Annotated in this window: 21 protein-coding genes, 1 tRNA gene and 2 pseudogenes; 4 read left to right on the forward strand and 20 right to left on the reverse strand. The window is 60.4% G+C overall.

Annotated elements, in window-relative coordinates; translation table 11 throughout:
• Position 1: 1 nt before the first annotated feature.
• The 5 genes and pseudogenes from ACP7AD_RS08380 to ACP7AD_RS08400 form a co-directional block, all read right to left on the reverse strand.
• Complete coding sequence (locus ACP7AD_RS08380; RefSeq protein ID WP_426147168.1) at positions 2–535, reverse strand: hypothetical protein; 534 nt, start codon at positions 533–535, stop codon at positions 2–4.
• Positions 525–2102 (reverse strand): N-6 DNA methylase, encoded by a 1578-nt coding sequence (locus ACP7AD_RS08385; RefSeq protein WP_426147167.1) that lies wholly within the window; start codon positions 2100–2102, stop codon positions 525–527. The genes ACP7AD_RS08380 and ACP7AD_RS08385 overlap by 11 nt, the downstream gene beginning before the upstream one ends.
• A gap of 422 nt (positions 2103–2524) precedes the next feature.
• Positions 2525–2706 (reverse strand): annotated as a pseudogene (locus ACP7AD_RS08390) (IS5/IS1182 family transposase); the annotation flags it as partial.
• Positions 2707–2801: 95 nt separating this feature from the next.
• Positions 2802–3419, reverse strand: a pseudogene (locus ACP7AD_RS08395) (IS1595 family transposase); the annotation flags it as partial.
• A gap of 105 nt (positions 3420–3524) precedes the next feature.
• Positions 3525–3600, reverse strand: a tRNA-Arg gene (locus ACP7AD_RS08400).
• Positions 3601–3797: 197 nt separating this feature from the next.
• Between ACP7AD_RS08400 and ACP7AD_RS08405 the strand changes: the two genes are divergently transcribed.
• Positions 3798–4676 (forward strand): c-type cytochrome, encoded by an 879-nt coding sequence (locus tag ACP7AD_RS08405; protein ID WP_426147166.1) that lies wholly within the window; start codon positions 3798–3800, stop codon positions 4674–4676.
• Positions 4677–4778: 102 nt separating this feature from the next.
• Here the strand turns inward: ACP7AD_RS08405 and ACP7AD_RS08410 are convergent, their stop codons facing one another.
• The 3 genes from ACP7AD_RS08410 to ACP7AD_RS08420 are packed head-to-tail and all read right to left on the reverse strand — an operon-like array spanning position 4779 to position 7092.
• Positions 4779–5333, reverse strand: coding sequence for a DUF2946 family protein (locus ACP7AD_RS08410; protein ID WP_426147164.1), 555 nt, complete (start codon positions 5331–5333; stop codon positions 4779–4781).
• Between the two features lie 37 nt (positions 5334–5370).
• Positions 5371–6630 carry a YheT family hydrolase gene (locus ACP7AD_RS08415; protein ID WP_426147162.1) on the reverse strand — a complete coding sequence of 420 codons (1260 nt, stop codon included), beginning with the start codon at positions 6628–6630 and terminating at the stop codon, positions 5371–5373.
• Between the two features lie 15 nt (positions 6631–6645).
• Positions 6646–7092 carry a YybH family protein gene (locus tag ACP7AD_RS08420; RefSeq protein ID WP_426147160.1) on the reverse strand — a complete coding sequence of 149 codons (447 nt, stop codon included), beginning with the start codon at positions 7090–7092 and terminating at the stop codon, positions 6646–6648.
• Between the two features lie 128 nt (positions 7093–7220).
• Here ACP7AD_RS08420 and ACP7AD_RS08425 point away from each other — a divergent pair, with 128 nt between their 5' ends.
• The 3 genes from ACP7AD_RS08425 to ACP7AD_RS08435 are packed head-to-tail and all read left to right on the forward strand — an operon-like array spanning position 7221 to position 9283.
• A complete protein-coding gene (locus ACP7AD_RS08425; RefSeq protein ID WP_426147158.1) occupies positions 7221–7820 on the forward strand; it encodes a LemA family protein in 600 nt (199 codons plus the stop codon).
• 16 nt (positions 7821–7836) lie between these two features.
• Positions 7837–8745 (forward strand): TPM domain-containing protein, encoded by a 909-nt coding sequence (locus ACP7AD_RS08430; RefSeq protein WP_426147156.1) that lies wholly within the window; start codon positions 7837–7839, stop codon positions 8743–8745.
• Positions 8746–8752: 7 nt separating this feature from the next.
• Positions 8753–9283, forward strand: coding sequence for a TPM domain-containing protein (locus tag ACP7AD_RS08435; RefSeq protein WP_426147155.1), 531 nt, complete (start codon positions 8753–8755; stop codon positions 9281–9283).
• A gap of 107 nt (positions 9284–9390) precedes the next feature.
• Here the strand turns inward: ACP7AD_RS08435 and pdeM are convergent, their stop codons facing one another.
• The 12 genes from pdeM to atpB form a co-directional block, all read right to left on the reverse strand.
• Entirely contained in the window at positions 9391–10077 is a 687-nt protein-coding gene (gene pdeM, locus ACP7AD_RS08440; protein ID WP_426147153.1) for a ligase-associated DNA damage response endonuclease PdeM, read from the reverse strand.
• Positions 10077–13088, reverse strand: coding sequence for a ligase-associated DNA damage response DEXH box helicase (locus ACP7AD_RS08445; RefSeq protein WP_426147151.1), 3012 nt, complete (start codon positions 13086–13088; stop codon positions 10077–10079). The genes pdeM and ACP7AD_RS08445 overlap by 1 nt, the downstream gene beginning before the upstream one ends.
• The gene (locus ACP7AD_RS08450; protein WP_426147149.1) at positions 13085–14755 is read right to left on the reverse strand and encodes an ATP-dependent DNA ligase; all 1671 of its coding nucleotides are present in this window, start codon (positions 14753–14755) and stop codon (positions 13085–13087) included. Before ACP7AD_RS08450 ends, ACP7AD_RS08445 begins: the two co-directional genes overlap by 4 nt.
• On the reverse strand, positions 14752–15837 hold the full coding sequence (locus ACP7AD_RS08455) for a ligase-associated DNA damage response exonuclease (protein ID WP_426147147.1): 1086 nt from the start codon (positions 15835–15837) through the stop codon (positions 14752–14754). Before ACP7AD_RS08455 ends, ACP7AD_RS08450 begins: the two co-directional genes overlap by 4 nt.
• A gap of 244 nt (positions 15838–16081) precedes the next feature.
• Positions 16082–16498, reverse strand: a complete 417-nt coding sequence (locus ACP7AD_RS08460) for a F0F1 ATP synthase subunit epsilon (RefSeq protein ID WP_426147146.1) — start codon at positions 16496–16498, stop codon at positions 16082–16084.
• Positions 16499–16575: 77 nt separating this feature from the next.
• Positions 16576–18000, reverse strand: coding sequence for a F0F1 ATP synthase subunit beta (atpD, locus tag ACP7AD_RS08465; RefSeq protein WP_029526500.1), 1425 nt, complete (start codon positions 17998–18000; stop codon positions 16576–16578).
• Positions 18001–18048: 48 nt separating this feature from the next.
• Positions 18049–18915, reverse strand: a complete 867-nt coding sequence (gene atpG, locus ACP7AD_RS08470) for a F0F1 ATP synthase subunit gamma (protein ID WP_426147144.1) — start codon at positions 18913–18915, stop codon at positions 18049–18051.
• 154 nt (positions 18916–19069) lie between these two features.
• Positions 19070–20623 carry a F0F1 ATP synthase subunit alpha gene (gene atpA, locus ACP7AD_RS08475; RefSeq protein ID WP_426147143.1) on the reverse strand — a complete coding sequence of 518 codons (1554 nt, stop codon included), beginning with the start codon at positions 20621–20623 and terminating at the stop codon, positions 19070–19072.
• A 60-nt stretch (positions 20624–20683) separates the two neighbouring features.
• A complete protein-coding gene (locus ACP7AD_RS08480) occupies positions 20684–21223 on the reverse strand; it encodes a F0F1 ATP synthase subunit delta (protein ID WP_426147141.1) in 540 nt (179 codons plus the stop codon).
• 16 nt (positions 21224–21239) lie between these two features.
• On the reverse strand, positions 21240–21710 hold the full coding sequence (locus ACP7AD_RS08485) for a F0F1 ATP synthase subunit B (RefSeq protein WP_036806948.1): 471 nt from the start codon (positions 21708–21710) through the stop codon (positions 21240–21242).
• Between the two features lie 40 nt (positions 21711–21750).
• Entirely contained in the window at positions 21751–21999 is a 249-nt protein-coding gene (gene atpE, locus ACP7AD_RS08490) for a F0F1 ATP synthase subunit C (RefSeq protein WP_011799683.1), read from the reverse strand.
• Between the two features lie 74 nt (positions 22000–22073).
• Positions 22074–22976 (reverse strand): F0F1 ATP synthase subunit A, encoded by a 903-nt coding sequence (atpB, locus tag ACP7AD_RS08495; protein ID WP_426147138.1) that lies wholly within the window; start codon positions 22974–22976, stop codon positions 22074–22076.
• Positions 22977–22987 lie beyond the last annotated feature (11 nt).

Consider the following 22987-nt stretch of genomic DNA (forward strand, 5'->3'; position numbering starts at 1 on the left):
TTTATGTTTCTGTGGGATCAATGGCTTCAATTAGTTCTAGCTTTTTTTCCACAAGTTCTTCTTGCTTTTCGAATAATGCACGCAAGCAAATAAGCGCTTGTATCTTTTTGTCTGGAACCGGCACATTTAAGTCGCAAAATGACTCCCAACTAAACCCTCCTCGAACACTATTATCTGTCGTAAACCATGCCCGTCTGTCGAAATCCGATTCACGGAACCAGAGCATTAGATACTGAGGAAGTAGTTCATCTGGCTTCGTGATCTCAAACACTGTATACGCCGGAGATACAATTACAGGGTTTTTCCCGCTAAGCATACTAATTGGAACTAGTTTGTCTCGTCCCACATGCATTGGATTAAATGCAAATTGCCTCGGTTTTACAACCCGGTACTTCGACATGTCAGTGCCAATGGTATTGGCAACAGAGGCTATAAACTCCTTGTTCATGTTTATGCCACGTAGGTCAGTAATATATAAATCAACATTTCGCGTCGATATCTGACGTATGTATTTTCCTAGCTTTTCAGTTTTCATATACAGGTTCCTCAGGACGCAAAACCGCTAGTAGCTGGTCATTTGATTGACTATCTTTTTCCAACATTGAAAGCACTTCTTTCGCGATCTTATCTACATCATGTTCTTTTTTTGCAAAAGTCACGTCATGCTTAAAACAAATATACTTACTAGGTACTAATGAATAGTCTTTCTCGGCAATCTGCTTGATAGTCGCAGCGTAGCATAGCTCTTCTATATCTTGATAATTATCAACTGCATCTTGTTGTTGCCATGAATGAAAAATTCCAGCAATTTTTTTTATGTCATCATCTAAGTCAAAATTAATAAACTTTTTGTCTTGTATATGACCAAATGACCTGCCATCGATGAATAACACTTCATTCCGTCGATCACGTAACTGGACATTGCCAACCGTGCGCTTAACTTGGCGAGCATTTTTATTTTTATTTAAAATCCATAGCGAAACACTAATATCAGTAGTATAAAACATGTCCATTGGAAGCACGATAATCGCCTCAACTAAGTCATTCTCAATCACTCTTTTCCTTATTGTCTTCTCGGTTCCTTGAGCAGCTAGCGCCCCATTTGCAAGAATAAAACCTGCTGTTCCGTCATCTGAAAGCTTCGAGACAATATGTAAAATCCAAGCATAGTTGGCATTTTGCGTTGGTGGGACATCGTACCCCTCCCATCGCAGGTCATCGGTCAACTCATCTTTAGCGCGCCAACTATTTTGGTTAAATGGCGGATTAGCCATTACAAAGTCAGCCTTGAGATTTGGATGCTGATCTCTGAAGAATGTATCGTCTGCTCTATCTCCAAAGTTAGCAGGAATGCCGCGAATGGCCAGATTCATCTTAGCTAACTTTAATGTAGCTGAGGTGCCTTCTTGGCCATAAATAGAAACTTCTTTTTTATCACCCTGATGGCTCTCAATGAATTTAATGGACTGGACAAACATCCCACCCGACCCGCAACAAGGGTCATATATTTTCCCCTTATAAGGTTCAAGCAATTCGGCTATTAAGTTCACAATGCTCTTTGGGGTATAGAACTCCCCTTTTCCTTTGCCCTCCGCTAACGCAAACTTATTAAGAAAGTACTCGTAGACACGCCCAACAATATCAGATGATTTCTCTGCTAGGGTATTGATCTTACTGATCGTGTCAATGAGTGCTGCGAGCTTGCTTCGATCAAGTCCCAGACGTGAAAAGTAGTTGTCCGGTAAAGCACCTGCTAGGGATTTATTATTTTTTTCAATAGTATGCAAGCCAGTATCAATTTTCAGAGCAAGTCCATCCTGTTTTGCGTTCGACTGGATAAAACTCCACCGCGATTCTTTTGGTAAATAAAAGACATTACTCATAGTATAAAACGCGACATTGTCAACGTACTGCGATTTATTTTCTTCTATTAGTTGAGCTCGGCGCTCCTCAAATTTATCAGAAGCAAATTTTAAAAATATCAGGCTAAGCACGACGTGTTTATATTCTGATGATTCGACAGCTCCTCTAAGTTTATTTGCTGAATCCCATAACAGCTCTTCAAATGTATTTAACGTTTTCTTAGCTTCTTTTTGCTTCATATTGCTTCCACGAGTTAACTTGTTTAATAACTTGAACTTAAATTGATTAAAGCCTGCGTACAGTTTGGATGGAGCCGCATCTGTACATAGTATTTTTATCTGTTTTTGAAAATTATCTCTCGCCCGGCATTCTCTAAGCATTGTGCAAACATAAAATGCCTAAATGTACTGCAGTTTATAAAGTGCATTTCAGGTTAATATTTTATCTTGATTTACCAAATTAAATTTGGACAACACAAAATCAGGCGTGCTATTGGTTTTATATAGTTTAATAAATCAACTGGCTTCGTTTAAGGCTTTTCAGGATAATCTTTTAAGTGGTAATGGGTCGTTTTTGCTCTGTTCAGTAAGGTTTCCCTGCTTTCGGGCACACTCGTCCCTACGTCGCAAGCACTTGGTGTTGGATCGTTTACACACGGGAACAGCGCAAAAAGCGTCTTGTGCATCAGAGTGTTTTTTTGAGTTCACAGTAGAGTACCTTTGCAAACCTGAACTGCCATTTGATAACGCGAAACGGATGCTTTTCTTTGGCATGGATGCCGCCTTTAGGTTTCTTGATTTTATTGATGAGCGTGTCAATGAGGTTGTTTGCTTTATCTAGCTCCTAGCGCTCTAACCAAGCATGAGTTGAATGCGTTCTATGGTCAAGAAAGAGGTTCTTGTCTTTCAATTGGCTATGTCCACCGTTAAATGTGAAAATTAGCCAAAAGCCATGGCCAGGGTAGCTTCCTGCGAATTAGCATGATGGTTGTCCAGGGAACGAAACTAGCCCAGGTGGTTTTCTAGCTAGTGCATGGCGGCGCCGTGTAAGTGGGTGAACCATTGTTTAAGTAGGCCATGATAGGCATTGACGTTCTGGATATGGACAGCGCCGTTAATGCGCACGCCAACGCTGAGGTTGATGGCGGCATAAGAAATGACTGCTTCCTGCGCAATGCAGGGGTAAGTTGGATTGCGTCGCGTCGCTTACCAGCAGTGCGTCCCTGGCCAGGACCCGCTGCAATGCGTTGTTCAGTTGAGCTTTGCTCATCTGTCCGACTCCCGTGACCCAGTCCAGGGTCTGCTCGGTACGGTCCCGGGCTACCAAACGCATACCTGCTCGCTGGACAAGCCCCGTTTGTTAGCTTTGCCAACACGTCGGCGGGCTGGCCGGTCCGGTTTACGACACCCCTTGCGCGACTCCAGAAAATAGGTTTCGTCGGCTTCGGCAACGCCCTTGAGCGTCGCAGCATGCGACTAAAACCAAGCCATTTACCCTTCTTGCGCAGTCGGGTCAGAGCGGTTCCCCGTCAAGGTGTTGAAGGTGAGCAGGCAGGACCAGACAGCACTTGTCTACCACCAGAAATCGACCAGAAACAAAAACGCCAACCAGGTCGGTTGGCGTGATGGCTAGGAAACACAAGGGTTTCCGGGTGTCTGAAATGGTGCGGCTGGCGGGGATCGAACCCACGACCCTTGGCTTCGGAGGCCAATACTCTATCCACTGAGCTACAGCCGCAACGCTGAAAAAAAATCGACTTTCGCCAAAGTCCGGACTTTGAGGCGACTGACCGGCTTGGACAAGCAAAACCGGGCATAACCATGGATTCTATCAGCCGGCCCGAACCGCATCAGGATTTCCATGGCCCCCCGCTATAATGCAACCCTACTGAAGCAGTCCGCAACAGTCCCCGACTTTCTGTTTTTGAGGACGCCATGAGCGCAAACGATCACACCACGGCCCATGAAGAAGCCCACACGGGCCCGATCAAAACCCCCAAGCAGTTGCTGACAGCGGTTTTTTTCTCTTTCGTTGTTCCGGTTTTTGCAATTATTGGCCTGGTTTACTACGTTGCCTCGGCCGACAAGCCCATGGCCGGTGCCGATGATGGCGGCCGCGCCATCGCCGAGCGTATCCAGAAAATCGGCAGGGTTGAAATCCGCGATGCCAACCGGCCCCTCCGCGCAGGCGAGGAAGTCTACAAAGCCCAATGTATTGCCTGCCATGCGGCGGGCGCGGCAGGCGCTCCCAAGTTCGGCGATGCCGCGGCCTGGGCGCCGCGCATCGCCACCGGCTACGACATGCTGCTGAATTCTGCGCTCAAGGGCAAGAACGCCATGGGCGCGCAGGGCGGCGGCGACTTTCAGGACATTGAAATCGGCCGCGCCGTGGTGTACATGACAGCCGCCGCAGGCGGCAAGTTTGCAGAACCCGCCGTGCCAGCAGGCGCTGCGGATGCGCCCGCTGCAGCGGCGGCTCCGGCTACGCCGGCGGCGCCTGTCGCGGCGGCCGCTGCCACCCCCGCTCCATCCGCAACGGCGCCTGCTGCGCCTGTCCAGGTGGCAGCCGCCAATCCAGGCGCTGGCGAAGCGCTGTACAAACAGGCCTGCGTGGCTTGCCATGCCGCAGGCGTGGCCGGCGCGCCCAAGTTTGGTGACAAGGCGGCCTGGGCGCCACGTATCCAGACCGGCATTGAAGCCCTGACCACCAGCGTCATCAAGGGCAAGAATGCCATGCCACCCAGGGGCGGCTCTGCCGCATCGGACGCAGACATCCATTCAGCGGTGGTCTACATGGTGAGCGCTGCCAAATAAAGACAGCATCAGACACCGAAAAAAAACCAGTCAGTGACTGGTTTTTTTTCGCAAAAATTCAATGAAACCCGCTGTTTTCACAGGCTGAATCAGCCTGCGCAGCTATGCTTTTTGCATGACTTGCGGGCTGGAGATATAGCCGAATCGTGCCGCCAAGGCACTGGCTTGCAGTTCCTGCGGCACCCACAAGCCTTGCACCACTGCATCGGCGGCATGCGTCATGTCCTGGGTGTGAACCAGGCCAAAGCCCAGATCGGTCTCCAGGTAGAGCCAGCCCTGCTCGTCAAGCACGCAGCGCTGGACGCGCGCGGGCTGGCCGGTGTGCGCCGTCACGCCAAAATCCGGCGCCGGGTTCACACGCCAGATGAAGGGCGTGGCTTCGAGTTCGACATAGACGCGCTGCGGGCCGTTCTGGAAAAACCAGCGGCCGCTGGCATCGCTTTCGTAATTGCGCTGGATGAAGTCAATCAGCTTTTCGTGCTGCAGCAGCGAGCCTTTGCCGGCCGCAGGGTTGCCGCCGACTGACGCAAACGGCCCGGCCGCTTGCGCCTGATCGTCGCGCAGGTACCAGTTGCCGCGCGCGTCCAGCCCAAGCCAGCCGTAGCAGTCGGGAACGTTGGGCCACTTGGCAATCGCTTTTCGAACCATGTCATCCATGCCCGTATTTTGCGCTGCTTTGCCAGCCCCGGGCATGTCAGGGGCATGGTGCGGCCTGAAGCTGCACGGCCAGAAAGTCCGCCACGGCCTCGGGCATGGCGCGCACATGCGCCGGGAAACCGGATGACGGAAAGCCGACATGCCCGCCTTGCGCCGGCTGCCACAGCGTCACGTCGGGACTGACATCGGCGCGCCGGGGCAGGCTGCCGGCCGGGACGAAGGGGTCGTTCAAGGCATTGAGCGCGAGCGCGGGAACTGCAATCCGGCGCAGATGGGGCTTGGCCGAGGCCCGCGCCCAGTAGTCGTCAACCCCCTTGAAGCCATGCAGCGGCCCGGTGAAAACATGGTCGAACGCATACAGGTCGCGGGCCGCAAGCAGCACTTGGCGGTCAAACAGGCCGGGGTGCTGGGCCAGCTTTTGCAGCGCCTTGGGCAGCATGGTCTTGAGGAACATGCGGGTGTAGACCTGCCGGTTGAAGCCACGCCCGATGGCCCGGCCGCTGGCGGCCAGGTCGAGCGGCGCACTGACCGAGGCGACGGCGGCCACCACCTGGCCAGCGTCCCGGCCCATCTCGCCGGCCCAGCGCATCAGCGCATTGCCGCCGAGCGAGACACCGACCGCCAGAACCGGGCCGTGGTGCCGGCTGGCAAAACGCTTGAGCATCCAGTCGATCTCGGCAAAATCGCCCGAATGGTAAGCGCGCGGCGCCAGGTTCATCTCGCCCGAGCAGCCGCGAAAATGCGGTACGGCGAAGGCCCAGCCCCGGCTGCCCGCCACATCGGCAAAGGCTTGCGCATAGTGGCTGCCAGAGGAGCCTTCCAGGCCGTGAAACAGCACCAGCAGCGGTTGTTCCGATGCCTTTTCGGGGCGTACCGAAGCACGCGCATCAGGACCGTTCAAGCCAGGGCCGCAGAACCGGCTTTGCCGGGCTGCAGGCGCAGCGACCCCCTCGGGGGGCAGGAAGCTACACGAAGTGAGCGACCGTGGGGGCGCAACATTCAGCAGCGAACCACGCGCAGCGGGGAGCGCGGGGTCGATTCCCTCACCAGCAGGGGCCGCGGAACCGGCTTCGCCGGACCGCAGGCGCAGCGCCCCCCCGGGGGGAAGCGAACCACACGCAGTGGGGAGCGTGGGGGCTTGATCGGTCCAGTCCACATCGACAAAGTCGCCATCCGGCGTGGCCCACCGCTCACGCTGGAACACGGGCGCCAGTCCATCAAAGCGGCGGGCGCGCAAGGCGGCCCAGATGGTCTGCAGGTTCCCGCCGGGCAGCCACCAGGGGGCGCCGTAGTTCATGGCCGCGTGCACCGGTCAGTGAAGCAGCACGGGCGATTCGGAGACTTCCTGCAACTCGTGCAGGCTGCCGGGGCTCGCATGGTGCGCCACCATGCGCCAGCCCTGCGCCGTGAGCAAATACACGTTGGTGGCCAGCACATAGGCATGGCGCGGACCTTCTTCGGTCAGCAGTTCAATGCGTTCGAGCACGCTGTGCACGCTGGCGCCCAGCGACTGCACCCGGCGCACCTTGAGCGGCTGCACGCGCAGCGAGCCGTTGGCGAACATGGCGTCGAACGCGCTGCGTATGGCACCGGCGCCAACCAGCCGGGAGCCGCCCGGATGCACGCAGACCATCTCGTCCTCGTCGCCCCAGCAGGCCATGAGCTTTTCAATGTCGCCTTGCTGCAGCGCATCGTAAAACGCCGCTTCGGTGTCGTCGGGGTTGCCGGTGCTGGCAGGGAGCGCTTTGGGTTTTCGCATGGGGACAATCGAATCAGTCGGAAGATAGCCAAATGGGCCCGGTCCGGAATTGTGCGCCTGTCCGGCAATGCCTGAAAGGCCGCATCCGGCTATGGTAGTGTTGCGGCTTGAATTTTGGAGGCATTTCCATGACATTTCGTTTGTTCAGTCTTTCTTTCGCCGCACTGCTGAGCCTTTTGCTCTCGGGCTGCGGCTACAACCAGTTCCAGAGCCTGGACGAGCAGACCAAGTCGGCCTGGTCCGAGGTGCTGAACCAGTACCAGCGCCGCGCCGACCTGGTGCCCAACATTGTCGCCACGGTCAAGGGCGAAGCGGCCTTCGAGCAGGACACGCTGACCAAGGTGATCGAGGCGCGCGCCAAGGCGACATCGATCCAGGTGACGCCCGAGACGCTCAATGACCCTGCCGCTTTTGCGAAGTTTCAGGCAGCGCAGGGTGAACTGGGCAGCGCGCTGAGCCGGCTGATGGTGGTCAGCGAACGCTATCCCGACCTGAAGGCGAACCAGGGCTTCCGCGATCTGCGGGTGCAGCTTGAAGGCACCGAAAACCGCATCACCGTGGCGCGCAACCGCTACATCCAGACGGTGCAGGAATACAACGTGCTGGCGCGCAGCTTTCCGAACAACCTGACGGCCATGGTCTTCGGCTACAAGGTGAAACCGAACTTTGCGGTGGCCAATGAAGGGCAGATATCGACGCCGCCGGTGGTCGATTTCAACAAGAAATAAGCGGCAAGGGCTGTCCATGCGGGTCCGTTTCCTTTTGCAGGCACTGTTACTGGCGCTCTGGCTACCCTTCGCCAGCCTGGCCGCCTGGGCGCAGGGTGGCGTGCAGCCCGTCCCGCCGCTGACGGCGCATGTGATGGACGGCACCGGCACACTGACAGCAGCCCAGAAGGCCGCGCTTGAAGCCAAGCTGACGGCTTTTGAGCAGTCGCGCGGCGCGCAGGTGGTGATGCTGATGGTGACCACCACCCAGCCCGAGGACATTGCCGCCTATGCGCAGCGCATCGGCGACAGCTGGAAAATCGGCCGCAAGGACATCGGCGACGGCCTGCTGCTGGTGGTCGCCAAGAACGACCGCACGGTCCGCATCGAAACCACCAAGGCGCTCGAAGGCGCGATTCCCGACCTGGCCGCCAGCCAGATCATCGAAACCGCCCTCACGCCGCGCTTCAAGCAAGGCGACTTTGCCGGCGGCCTGGACGCCGCCGCCGACCAGATCATGGCGCGCATCACCGGTGAAAACCTGCCGGCGCCGCAGCAGGGCAATGCCGGGCGCGGCAGCGGCGGCGGATTCGACTGGACGACGCTGGCGGTGTTCCTGTTTTTTGCCGTGCCCATCGGCGGGCGCATCCTGTCGAGCGTGCTGGGACGCAAGCTGGGCTCGGTGGCGACCGGCGGCGCGGTCGGCGTGCTGGCTTGGGTGTTCACCAGCAGCCTGGTCATCGGCGGCATCGCGGCATTGGTGGGCATGGTGTTCGCGCTCATTTCAGGACTCGGTGGCGGCTTGGGGAAAATGGGCGGCCGGTCTTCGGGCTGGGGCGGAGGCTTTGGCGGCGGTGGATTCGGCGGCGGCAGCCGTGGCGGGGGCGGCTTCAGCAGTGGCGGCGGCGGGAATTTTGGCGGTGGCGGTGCCTCGGGCAACTGGTAACGGACTGATGAACAAGCTCACACTGCTTCTCAAGCACCTCTGGCTCGATGTCTCCGACACCCGGCGCGCGATTCCGCCCGACATGGTGCACCGCCTGGCCGAACGTGTCGGCGCCAGCGAACAGCGCCACAGCGGCCAGATCCGCATCTGCGTCGAGTCGTCGCTGCCCATGAGCTACCTCTGGCGGCTGAACCGTGAAACCCCGCTGGCCAAGCTGATCCGGCAGCGCGCCGTGACGATGTTCGGCAAGCTGCGGGTCTGGGACACTGAACACAACAACGGCGTGCTGGTCTATGTGCTGCTGGCCGAGCAGGCGATTGAAATCGTCGCCGACCGGGGCCTGCGGCGCCATGTCGGCGACAGCCACTGGCAGGCGGTGGTGGAGCACATGGCCAGCGCCTTCCGTGAAGGACGCTACGAGGACGGGTTGACGCAGGCGCTGGAAGAAACCTCGGCGGTGCTGGTGGCGAATTTCGGTCGGACCGACGTGTCGCCGGAGCACCCCAACGAACTCCCGGACACGCCGCTGCTGCAATAAACCGCGTCGGATGGCCACCGAATTTGCTATTTTTTCAATAGCTGCTTGCGCTTATGGTACATGCGCAAAAGGTATATTCCATTCATAAATCCTGCCGCCGGCGGCTTTCACTGCCGCGCCGGCACGCGCCACACCGCTTGGCCGCCGACGGCATACAGGGTGCGCCCCGGCTGGCGCTCGACCTGCCAGCCGCCGGTGAACTCGCCAAAGGCCGGCAGCACGGCGCAGCGCTCGTCAAAACTGAAGCACGGCAGCCGCAAATGGTCGCGTCCCGGCCCGCGCAGCGTCAGCGCCGGATGCAGATGGCCGGCCAGCACATAGCGCGCTGCATTTTTCTGCGGATGGTGGCAAGCGGCGAACGGTCCGATGGGCCAGGGTTCGTCAACCACCTGAATGTTCAACGAAGCCGGCGGGTCGCCGGCGCGGCTGTCATGGTTGCCGCGCACCAGCACGCATTGCAGCACCGCATGGCCTTGGCGCCACGCATCCAGTTCCGCCAGCAAGGATGTCGTTTTGGCCTGCGCCGCATGCAGAAAGTCGCCCAGAAACACCAGTTGCACCGGCTGGTAGTGGTGCAGCAGGCTACTGAGCCGCGCCAGGTTTTCGCGCGTGGTGCCGGCGGGTACCGGCTGGCCCAGCGCCCGGTAGGTCGCGGCCTTGCCCAGGTGCAGGTCGGCCACCCACAGCACGCGCCCGGCGGGCCACCACAGCGCATGCTCGGGCAGCAGCCACAGCGTTTCGCCAGCGCATTCAATCGCCAGCGGGCGGCCCAGTGCGGTTTGTTCGGCCAGCATCACAAGCCGGGCCTGCGTCCCTTGGCGCGGCCATCCTTGGGGCGGGACAAGGTGTCCTGCGAAAATGCCAGCGACAGGCGAACCGTCTCGGCGGCCGCTTCAGCGCCGCTGCCGGTCTTGGCACCGACGTGGTGGCCCGCCGGCTCATCGGCCGCCTGGTCGAGCTGCGCCACCATGCGCGCGATCCGGTCGGCCACGCTTTCGTTCGACAGCTGTTCGCGCAAGCGCTCGACCATCAGCGGAAAGGCAAACGGCGTGGGCCGGTCCAGCACCTGAAGCTGCAAAAGCTGGCGGTTCATGCGCTCCAGCGCGTGCTGCAGGCGGCCAATGTCGAGTTCCTGTGACAGCAGTTCCTGCTCGGCCTGCAGTAGCAACCGGTTGGCCGGATCGTATTTTTTAAACACCTCGTAAAACAGTGACGATGAAGCCTGAAGCTGCTTGTTGCTGCGCTTTTCACCGGGGTAGCCCTGAAAGACCAGGCCCGACACCCGGGCAATCTCGCGAAAGCGCCGCTGCGCCAGTTCGCTGGCGTTCAGGCTGGCCAGCACTTCAAGAAGTAGGCCCCCACGCTGAATGTGCTGCCCCCATGGTCGCTCACTGCGTGTAGCTTCCTGCCCCCCGGGGGGGACGCTGCGCCTGCGGCCCGGCAAAGCCGGTTCCGCGGCCCTGGCTGGCTCGGAGTCGGCGCCTCCGCATTCGCCTGGGGTGTAGGCATCCGGCGTGAGCACTTGCGGCAGCAGCATCGCCCAGTCCACCTCGGTGGCGCTGAGCAGCTCAAAACCATAGTCGTTCACGGCCATCGAGAAGGTGCGCGGCGCATGCTGCGCCACGCGCCAGGCAATCAGGTTGGCCAGTCCCAGATGCACCGACCGGCCGGCAAACGGATACACAAACAAATGCCAGCCTTCGCGGGTTTGCAGCACTTCGGCGAGCAGCCTGTCCGGCGTCGGCAGGGCGGACCAGCGCTGCTGGATCTCCAGCAAGGGCCGCATGGCTGCAAGTTCGGGCGTATCAAAGCGCCCTTCCTGTGCCAGCGCCAGTTGCTGGACCACCGCGTCGGCCAGCGTCGTGGACAGCGGCAGGCGGCTGCCGCTCCAGCGCGGAACGGCTGGGCGCTTGCCCGTGGCGCGGCGCACCCAGGCGGTCATCTCATGAATGCGCACCAGCGCCAGCAACCTGCCGCCAAACAGGAAGCAATCGCCGGGCTTGAGCCGCGCGGCAAAGCTTTCTTCCACCGTGCCGATTTTTGCGCCGCCGACATACTGCACGGCCATGCTCGCATCGCTGACGATGGTGCCAATGTTCATGCGGTGGCGACGCGCCAGCCGGGCGTCAGACACGCGCCACACGCCGTCTTCGTCCGGCACGACGCGCCGGTAGTCCGGGTACACCGCCAGCGACGGGCCGCCCTGGGCGACAAACGACAGGCACCAGTCCCAATCCTCGCGCGACAAGCCGGCATAGGCCGCTGCGCCGCGCACTTCGGCATACAGCGCCTCCGGCACAAAACCGCCGCTCAGCGCCACCGTGACCAGGTGCTGCACCAGCACGTCGAGCGGCCGGTCGGGCGAGGTGCGCGACTCGATATGGCCGGCGGCAATTGCCGCCCGCACGGCCGCGCCTTCGGCCAGTTCAGTGCCAAGCGTGGGCACCAGCGTGATGCGCGACGGACGGCCCGGCGCATGGCCCGAGCGGCCGGCGCGCTGCAGCAGCCGCGCCACGCCCTTGGGCGAGCCGATCTGCAGCACGCGCTCGACCGGCAAAAAATCAACGCCCAGGTCCAGGCTGGAGGTGCAGACCACGGCCTTGAGTTCGCCGTTTTTGAGGCCCAGCTCGACCCATTCGCGCACCGCCCGGTCCAGCGAGCCGTGGTGCAGCGCAATCAGGCCGGCCCAGTCGGGCCGCGCCTCCAGCATCGCCTGGTACCAGAGCTCGGCCTGCGAACGGGTGTTGGCAAACACCAGCGTGGTGCCGCTTTTGTCGATTTCCGCGATCACCTGCGGCAGCATCGTCAAGCCCAGATGGCCGGCCCAGGGAAAGCGGTCGGTGCGGTCGGGCAGCAGCGAATCGATCACCAGTTCTTTCGCCGCCTGGCCCTGCACCAGCACGCCCTTGTCATGGCCGAGCAGCGTGTGCATCGCTTCGCTTAAATTGCCCAGCGTGGCCGACATGCCCCAAATCACGAGCGGGGAAGCAGCGGGATCGGGCAGGCCCCCATCCCTGCCTTCCCCCAGCGGGGGAAGGAGTAATTCGGGTTCGGCAGGCGCAGATGCGACCCCCTCTTCAAACAAGTTCCGGCCGCAGGACCGGCTTTGCCGGACTGCAGGCGGGGCGGCCCCCTCGGGGGGCAGCGAACCACACGCAGTGGGGAGCGTGGGGGCCTTCAACCTGGCCAGGGCAAGCTGCACCTGCACGCCGCGCTTGTTGCCAATCAACTCGTGCCACTCATCGACCACGACCATCCTGACGCTGCCGAGCACCTCCCTGGCATCGGCGCGCGCCAGCAGCAGCGACAGGCTTTCGGGCGTGGTGACTAGCACCGTCGGCAACCGCTGGTTCTGGGCGCTGCGTTCGCCGGCCGCCGTGTCGCCGCTGCGCGCGCCGGCGCTCCAGGCGAGGAAACGCGGCGTTCCGTCATCGTTCATGGCGGCATTCAGGGCTTCCAGCGGCGGCAGCAAGGCGCGCAGCGTGTCAGCCGCCAGCGCGCGCATTGGCGTGATCCACAGCACCGTCAGGGGCGCAGTTTCCGGTTTTTTCGGCTTTGCTACTTTTCTAATAGCTGCCTGCGACCGTCCTGCTTGCGCAAAAGCACTAAAAGACATCAAAGCGCCGAGCCAGACCGCATAGGTCTTGCCCGCGCCGGTCGTGGCATGCAGCAGTCCCGAGCGGCCGTCGGCAATGGCTTTCCAGGCGTCGCGCTGGAACTTGAAGGGTTTCCAGCGGCGTTCGGCCAACCAGGCATTGAGCGTCTGTTTGGCCGATGCGGCGGCCGACGATTTGGCCACGCTCATCCAGGTAGCAGGGCCGACAGCGTTTGCAGCGTGTCGGCGTCAGGCACCGGCTTGTCTTCGCGCCAGCGCAGCATGCGCGGAAAGCGCACGGCAATGCCGCTCTTGTGGCGCGGGCTGCGGGCAATGCCTTCAAAGCCAAGTTCGAACACCAGCGTCGGCTTGACGCTGCGCACCGGGCCGAAGCTCTCCAGCGTGGTCTTGCGGACGATGGCATCGACCCGCGCCATCTCGGCATCGGTCAAGCCGGAATAGGCTTTGGCAAAAGGCACCAGCTTGCGCTCAAGTTTTTCGGGCGGCCCGTCCCAGACGGCGAAGGTGTAATCGCTGTACAGGCTGGCGCGCCGGCCGTGGCCGCGCTGGGCGTAGATCAGCACCGCGTCGATGCTGAGCGGGTCGATCTTCCACTTCCACCACAGCCCGTCCTCCTTGGTGCGGCCAACGCCATAGGGTGCTTCGCGCTGTTTGAGCATCATGCCCTCGACGCCCATGGAACGCGCCGATTCGCGCTGGCGCGCCAGGTCCTGCCAGCTGTCGCCTTGGAGTTCTGGGCTGGGCAGCAGCGCGGGATGGCGCAGGTCGGCCAGCAGCGTGTCCAGCAGTTCCCGGCGCTGCGACTGCGGCAGACTGCGCAGATCGCGCTGCTGCCATTCGAGCAGGTCGTAGGCCAGCAGCACGACCGGAATCTCGCGCAGCAGTTTGGTGCCCAGCGTTTTGCGGCCGATGCGTTTTTGCAGGTCGGCAAAGGGCTGCACGCTGCCGCTGGCTTCAGGCATATCCGGATTGCCGCGCCAGACCACGATTTCGCCGTCGAGCACCGTGCCGTCGGGCAGCGCGGCGCCCATGGCCGCCAGTTCCGGAAACCGCTCGGTCACCAGTTCCTCGCCGCGCGACCACAACCACACCTGGCCGGCGCGCTTGACCAGCTGGGCGCGGATGCCGTCCCATTTCCATTCGACGATCCAGCCCGCCGGCGGCCCCAGCAGGGCATCGAACTGCGCCAGCGGCTGGTTGAACGGATGCGCGAGGAAAAACGGGTACGGCTGGCCGCTGGTTTGCTGGTTCAGCTCGCTGCTGCTCTCGGGCGCGATCAACGCGGCATAGTCGGCGGCACCGGGCTGGCCGCTGATGTGGGTGTAGCCCATCAGCCGCTGCGCCACGCGCTTGGCATCGACGCCAGCAATGGCTGCCAGCGCCTGCGTGACCTGCAGCCGCGACACGCCGACGCGAAAGCCACCCGTGATCAGCTTGAAATAGACCAGCCGCTCGTCGGGCGCCAGTCGGCTCCATTGCTGGCGCAGAAGGTCCGGCAGGGCTTCGGGCGCGGACTTTCGCAGGGGCAGCAGGTGCTGCTCTATCCAGGCCGCCAGACCGATGTCATGACTGCCAGTGGGCGGCGGAAGCAGCAGCGCCATGGTTTCGGCCAAGTCGCCGACCGAGTCATAGCTTTCGTCGAACAGCCATTCGGGCAAGCCGGCGGCATCCTGCGCCAGTTGGCGCAGCAATTTGGCGGGCACCAACTGGCGCGGCTTGCCACCGGCCAGGAAATACACCGCCCATGCCGCATCGGCCGGCGTGGCATTCTGCAGGTAGCGCTGCAGCGCCGCCTGCTTGGCCAAGCTGGAGGTGGTGGCGTCCAGTTCGCGGTAAAGGGCTGCAAAAGCTTTCATGAAACGTCATCGCTTGTGAATTGCACAGGATCGGGCGCCAGGCCTTCGGGTGCAATGCCTCCCTTTTGTCCCGCGGCCGGCGGAGTCGCCTGGTCGGCAATGTCTTCCTCGCCGCCATACTCGGTTTTGAAGCCTTGCGCATCCAGGCCGCGCTCGCGCAGCCAGCGCACCATCACCGCGACGCTGCCATGGGTGACGAACACGCGTTCGGCCCCGGTGCCGTCGATGGCGCGCTGCAGGCCGGGCCAGTCGGCATGGTCGGACATCACAAAGCCCCGGTCCACGCCCCGGCGGCGGCGCGCGCCCCTGAGCAGCATCCAGCCGCTGGCGAAGGCATCGGAGTAGTTGCCAAAACGGCGCATCCACGGCGTCCCCTGCGCCGACGGCGGCGCCAGCACCAGCGACTGGCCGATGGCGGCAGCATCCGCCTCCGCCACCGTCCGTGTGACCGGCAGGTTAACGCCCGCATCCCGGTACACCCGGTTCAGCGGTTCGACGGCGCCGTGCGCAATGATCGGGCCGATGCTCGCGTCAACGCCGCTCAGCAGCCGCTGCGCCTTGCCAAAGGCATAGCAAAACAGCACCGACGCGCGCCCCGCCGCCGCGTTGCCGCGCCACCAGTCGTTGATGTCGGCAAACAGCTCGGGCTGGGAAGGCCAGCGGTAAATCGGCAGGCCGAAGGTCGATTCGGTGATGAAGGTGTCGCAGGCCACCGGCTCGAACGGCTCGCAAGTGCCGTCATCCTCCAGCTTGTAGTCGCCCGAGGCCACCCAGACTTCACCGCCATGCTCAACCCGCACCTGCGCCGAACCGAGCACATGGCCGGCCGGATGCAGCGAGATGCGAACCCCGTTGTGCATGACCGGCTCGCCGTAAGCCAGTGTCTGAAGGGCGATGTCGCCCAGCCTGGCGCGCAGGATGCCTTCGCCTTTCTCGTGCGCCAGGTAGCGCGCGTGGCCGGTTCGGGCATGGTCGGAATGGCCGTGGGTGATCACGGCGCTTTCAACCGGCCGCCAGGGGTCGATGTAGAAGTCGCCCTGCGGGCAGTACAGGCCTTCAGGCCGGGCAACGATCAGATTCATGAAGTCATCAAGATGAAATGAAAATTCTGGCATTGCGCACGCGCGCACAGCCTCTATCTGACATCCTAGCGCCAGTGCCCATCTCACGCCGGGCACGCACAAACGCTTTGCTGGGAACCAGGGAATTACCCGGGGAGTTCAAACCGCCATGAAAAAAGCCCCTGGCTTGCGACAGGGGCTCGGATGGCGTGCATCCGTTGCCGGACGCCCGCCGATGCAGACCGAAGTCTGCACTTATTGGTTTTTATTTTTTCTGGCGATATTTGCGCAGTGCGGCAATCTGCGCAGCCATGACGGCCAACTCGGACTGGGCCATGGCAATATCGATATCGTTCTTGGCGTTTTTCAGCGCTTCTTCGGCCAGGGCCTTGGCGGATGAGGCCTTGGCTTCGTCCAGGTCCTTGCCGCGAATGGCGGTATCGCTCAGCACCGTCACGCAGTTGGGCTGCACTTCAAGAATGCCGCCAGCCACAAAGACAAACTCTTCGGTGCCATCCGCTTTTTCAATGCGCACGGCGCCCGGCCGGATGCGGGTGATCAGCGGCGTGTGGCGCGGGTAGATTCCCAGCTCGCCCGCTTCGCCGGGCAAAGCCACAAACCGGGCTTCACCGGAAAAGATGGACTCTTCTGCGCTGACGACATCGACGTGGATGGTATTCATACGTATTCCAGTTTAAAAGATGAGAAAAAGTTGGCATTCAGCAAAGCCCTTTAAGGCTTGTCCGAACGCCGGCTTCATTACATCTTCTTGGCTTTTTCGAAGGCTTCGTCGATGGTGCCGACCATGTAGAAAGCCTGCTCGGGCAAATGATCGCACTCGCCGGCCACAATCATTTTGAAGCCGCGAATGGTTTCAGCCAGGCTGACGTATTTGCCGGGCGAGCCGGTGAACACTTCAGCGACGTGGAAAGGCTGCGACAGGAAACGCTGGATCTTGCGGGCACGGGCCACGGCCAGCTTATCTTCAGGCGCCAGTTCGTCCATGCCCAGAATCGCGATGATGTCGCGCAATTCCTTGTAGCGCTGCAGCGTGCCTTGCACGGCCCTAGCGGTGTTGTAGTGGTCTTCACCGACGACCGCTGGCGACAGCTGGCGACTGGTCGAGTCCAGCGGGTCAACCGCAGGGTAAATACCCAGCGAAGCGATGTCACGGCTCAGCACCACGGTCGAGTCAAGGTGGGCAAAGGTCGTGGCAGGCGATGGATCGGTCAAGTCATCGGCAGGAACGTAAACGGCCTGAATGGAGGTGATCGAGCCCACTTTGGTCGAAGTGATGCGCTCTTGCAGGCGGCCCATTTCTTCGGCCAGCGTCGGCTGGTAGCCCACGGCGGAAGGCATGCGGCCCAGCAGCGCGGACACTTCGGTGCCGGCCAGCGTGTAGCGGTAGATGTTGTCGACGAAGAACAGCACGTCGCGGCCTTCGTCACGGAAGGACTCGGCAATCGTCAGGCCGGTCAGCGCCACGCGCAGACGGTTGCCTGGAGGCTCGTTCATCTGGCCGTAGACCATGGCGACTTTGGAGTCTTCGAGCTTTTCGAGGTTCACAACGCCGGAGTCGGCCATCTCGTGATAAAAGTCGTTGCCTTCGCGGGTACGCTCACCGACGCCGGCAAACACGGACAAGCCCGAGTGCGCCTTGGCGATGTTGTTGATCAGCTCCATCATGTTCACGGTCTTGCCGACACCGGCGCCGCCGAACAGACCAACCTTGCCGCCCTTGGCGAACGGGCACACCAGGTCAATCACCTTGATGCCGGTTTCAAGCAGCTCTTGCGATGGGCTCAGTTCGTCATAGGCCGGCGCCTTGCGGTGAATCGGAGCGGTCAGCGTCTGGTCGACCGGGCCGCGCTCGTCAATCGGTGCGCCCAGCACGTCCATGATGCGGCCCAGCGTGGCCTTGCCCACAGGAACGGTGATGTTCGCGCCGGTGTTGTACACGATGTTGCCGCGACGCAGACCGTCGGACGTGCCCAGGGCAATGGTGCGCACAATGCCGTCGCCCAGCTGCTGCTGGACTTCAAGTGTCAGGGCGGAGCCTTCCATCTTGAGCGCGTCATAAATCTTGGGCATCTGGTTACGGGCAAACTCCACGTCCACCACCGCGCCAATACACTGAACAATCTTGCCCTGGATGCTTGTATCCACTAGAGTTTCTTGAGCCATGACCGAATCCTTTTCGTTCTTTAATCTTGTAAAACTGGGTGGCGCGGCTTAAACCGCTGCGGCACCGGCAACGATTTCCGAAAGTTCTTTCGTGATCGCCGCTTGACGCGTCTTGTTGTAAATCAGCTTGAGCTCGCCAATCACGCTGCCGGCATTGTCGGTAGCCGACTTCATGGCGACCATGCGGGCGGACTGTTCGGACGCCATGTTCTCTGCCACGGCCTGGAACACCAGCGCCTCGACATAGCGAACCAGCAGCTCGTCAATCACGGTTTGCGCGTCAGGCTCGTAGATATAGTCCCAGCCATGCTCGGTCTTGTCGGCCTGCATCCGGTCTGCAGTCAAGGGCAACAACTGCTCAACCACCGACTCCTGCTTCATCGTGTTGATGAAGCGGGTGTAGCAGAGGTAAACCGCCTTGATCTTGCCTTCGCTGTACGCATCGAGCAGCACCTTGACGGGGCCGATCAGCTTGTCCAGGTGCGGCTTGTCGCCCAGCTGCGTGGCATGGGCCGCGACCTTGACGCCAATACGGTTCAGGAAACCCAGACCCTTGTTGCCAATGGCCACCGCCTGCGCATCCTCGCCGGCCGCCTGCATATCCTTGAGCTTGGTCGTCAGAATACGCAACACGTTAGTGTTCAGGCCGCCGCACAGGCCCTTGTCGGTGGTCACCACGATGAACCCGGTGGTCCTGGCGTCGTTGGACTCCATGAACGGGTGGGTGTATTCGGGATTCGCCTGACTCAGGTGGGCTGCGATGTTGCGAATCTTGTCGCTGTAAGGGCGGGCCGCGCGCATGCGTTCCTGCGCCTTGCGCATCTTGGAGGCGGCCACCATTTCCATGGCTTTGGTGATCTTGCGGGTGTTTTCCACCGACTTGATCTTGCCGCGTATTTCCTTGCCTGCTGCCATTTAGATTACCCCCACGCTGTTCACTTCGTGTAATGCGCTGCCCCCCGAGGGGGCCGCTGCGCCTGCGGCCCGGCAAAGCCGGTTCCGCGGCCCCTGCTGATTGCAGAGGCGCCTTGCCACAGTTTTAAGTGCGCTCATAAGTAGCTTTGGTTGATTACGCGAACGACTTCTTGAATGCAGTGACCGCTGTCGTCAACTCGGCCTCGGCATCCTTGTCCATGGCCTTGTTGGTTTCAAGCTTGTCCATCAGGGGCGCATGCTTGTCCTTGAGCCAGGCGTGCAGGCCGCTCTCGAAAGCCAGCACCTTCTTAACGTCCACATCGTCCATGAAGCCTTTGTTCACTGCGAACAAGGTGGCACCCATGGTGGAGATGGACAAGGGCGCGTACTGCGACTGCTTGAGCAACTCGGTGACGCGCGCGCCACGGTCAAGCTGCTTGCGGGTGGCTTCGTCCAGGTCGGAAGCAAACTGCGCAAATGCAGCCAGCTCACGGTACTGGGCCAAGTCGGTACGGATACCGCCGGACAGGTTCTTGATCAGTTTGGTCTGGGCAGCGCCACCGACGCGCGACACCGAGATACCGGCATTGATCGCGGGGCGGATGCCGGCGTTGAACAGGCTGGTTTCCAGGAAAATCTGGCCGTCGGTGATCGAAATCACGTTGGTCGGCACGAAGGCGGACACGTCGCCGGCTTGCGTTTCGATGATCGGCAGAGCGGTCAGGGAGCCGGTCCGGCCTTTCACGGCGCCTTTGGTGAAGTCTTCAACATACTTCTCGTTCACGCGGGCGGCGCGCTCCAGCAGGCGGCTGTGGAGATAGAACACGTCGCCGGGGTAGGCTTCGCGGCCTGGCGGACGGCGCAGCAGCAGCGACACCTGACGGTAGGCCACGGCTTGCTTGGACAGGTCGTCATACACGATCAGCGCGTCCTCGCCACGGTCGCGGAAGTATTCGCCCATCGTGCAGCCCGAGTAGGCGCTGACGTATTGCATGGCGGCCGATTCGGAAGCCGATGCCGCCACGACGATGGTGTAGTCCATGGCGCCAGCTTGTTCCAGCGAACGCACCACATTCTTGATCGACGAAGCCTTCTGGCCAATCGCGACATAAACGCAGGAGACGTTTTTGCCCTTCTGGTTGATGATGGCGTCAATCGCCACGGCGGTCTTGCCGGTCTGGCGGTCGCCGATGATCAGTTCGCGCTGTCCACGGCCGATAGGCACCATGGAGTCGACCGACTTCAGGCCGGTTTGCAAAGGCTGGTCAACCGATTTACGGGCGATCACGCCGGGCGCGACCTTTTCAATCACGTCGCTCAGCTTGGCATTGATCGGGCCTTTACCGTCGATGGGCTGACCCAGTGCGTTGACCACGCGGCCAAGCAATTCAGGGCCAATAGGCACTTCCAGAATACGACCCGTGCACTTGACGGTGTCGCCTTCGGCAATGTGTTCGTACTCGCCCAGAATCACCGAGCCGACCGAGTCGCGCTCGAGGTTCAGCGCCAGACCATAAGTGGGCGTGCCATCTGCCGTGGCAGGAAATTCCAACATTTCGCCCTGCATCACATCGGACAGGCCGTGGATGCGGACAATACCGTCGGCCACCGACACCACGGTGCCCTGGTTGCGGATGTCGCTGCTGGCGGCAAGGCCTTCAATACGGCTCTTGATCAGTTCAGAAATTTCTGCGGGATTGAGTTGCATGACTCTTTCCTTCTTTCTATGTTATTGGCTAAAAACCTGCGGGCACGTTTGCGCGCCAGTTCAGGCAATCAGCGCCATTTTCATTTGTTCCAAACGGGCTTTGACCGAAGTGTCCAGCACCTCGTCACCCACGACCGCACGAATCCCGCCAATCAGCGACGGATCAAGTTCGACCTTGATGCCGAGCTTGCGCCCGAACCGCTTTTCCAGAACCGCTGCAATGTCGTTCAAACCCTGCTCATCCAAGGGAAAAGCACTGAAAACAATGGCATCGGTGACGCCGCCCGCAGCATTCTTGAGCGAACGAAACTGGACAGCGATCTCGGGCAACGCGGACAGGCGACCGTTTTCAATCACGAGGCGCAGGAAGTTCCTGGCGGCCGCGGGCAAGGGGTCGGTGTCGTTGCCGGCCACGCCGGCGATCAGGTCGTACACCTGGTCCACGCTCGCCTTCGGGCTGTCGGCGAACTGGAGCAGCTGGGCGTTTTGCGCCACAGCCGCCAGAGCGTCCAGCCAAAGGGCGGTGGCAGCCAGGTCGGAGCCCTGCGCCTTGAACAGCGCATCTGCGTAAGGGCGGGCAATGGTTGCAAGTTCAGCCATAGTGGTTCTGCCTTGCCTACAGCTCGGTTTTCAGACGGCTCAACAACTCGGCATGAACCCCGGCATTGACTTCCTTGCGGAGAATCTGCTCGGCGCCCTTGACCGCCAGCAGGGCAACCTGCTCGCGCAGCGCCTCTCTGGCCTTGACCGTTTGCTGGGCGGCTTCAGCCTGGGCTGCCGCGATGATTTTGTTGGCTTCCTCGACTGCACGGGCCTTGGCTTCCTCAACGATGCCTTGGCCCCGACGGTCGGCATCGGCCAGACGGGAAGCGGTCTCGGTGCGCGACGTAGCCAGTTCGGCCTCTACACGCTTGTTGGCGGTGGAGAGCTCGGACTTTGCTTTGTCAGCGGCAGCAAGGCCATCAGAAATTTTCTGTGCCCGCTCGTCCAGCGCTTTTGTGATCGGCGGCCACACGAACTTCATCGTGAACCAGACCAGGATCGCAAAAACGACAGCCTGCAGGAACAGGGTGGAGTTAATGTTCACGGCTTATTCCTTATCGAACGTACCAGGGATGGCCAGGAAATTAACGCAGGACAAACGGATTGGCAAATGCGAACAGCAGGGCGATAGCAACACCGATCAGGAAAGCAGCATCGATCAGACCAGCCAAAATGAACATTTTGGTTTGCAGGTCGTTCATGAGTTCAGGCTGGCGAGCCGAAGCTTCCAGGAACTTGCCACCCATCAGGGCAATACCGATAGAGGCACCGATAGCGCCGAGACCGACGATCAAACCACAAGCCAAAGCGACGAGTCCGAGAATGTTTTCCATGATTGCTCCAAAGATGAGAGGAAAGGTAAAAAGAAAAGGGAAAGAAAAAGCCAACTGCCGTCAGGCAGAAAGGCCTAGTGTGAATCGTGGGCCTGCCCCACGTAAATCAACGTCAACATCATGAAGATGAAGGCTTGCAGCGTGATCACCAGGATGTGGAAGATGCTCCACACGGTTCCGGCGACAACATGCCCGAATCCCAGCCAGAACATACCCGTCAGGGGGTTGAACTGCCAGGCCCACACGCCGCCCATCAGGGCGATCAGCATGAAGACGAGTTCGCCGGCAAACATGTTGCCGAACAGCCGCATGCCGTGCGAGACGGTCTTGGCGGTAAATTCAATCATTTGCATCAGAAAGTTGATCGGATACAAAAACCAGTGGTCGCCAAACGGCGCAGCAATGAGCTCGTGCGACCAGCCGCCAACGCCCTTGATCTTGATGTTGTACACCAGGCAGACCAGCAGCACGCTGACGGACAGGCCCAAGGTAGTAGACAGGTCGGCCGTGGGCACGACGCGCATATAGGCATGCTCTGGGTCATGGCCTGCAGCACCATAAAACATGGCCCAGATTCGGGGGATCGCATCGACCGGCAGCATGTCCATGGCGTTCATCAGGAAAATCCAGACGAACACGGTGAGCGCCAGCGGCGACACCAGCTTGCGGCTCTTGGCATTGTGAATCACGCCCTTGGCCTGGCTGTCGACCATTTCAGACAGGATTTCAACCGCCGCCTGGAAGCGGCCGGGAACGCCCGACGTCGCCTTGCGGGCAGCGCGCCACAAGAAGAAGCAGCCGATGACGCCCAGCAGCACCGAATAGATCAGCGAGTCGAGATTGAACAGACTGAAATCGACAATGCTGCTTTGCTTGACGCTTTGCAACGAAAAATTCGTCTGCAAATGCTGCAAGTGATGCTGGATGTACTCTCCAGACGTCGGGGCATGAATTCCAGCGTTTTCAGCAGCAGACATAAGTCACCAAT

Source organism: Polaromonas sp. DSP2-3-2b2, from assembly GCF_049895905.1.
Lineage (GTDB): Bacteria > Pseudomonadota > Gammaproteobacteria > Burkholderiales > Burkholderiaceae_C > Polaromonas.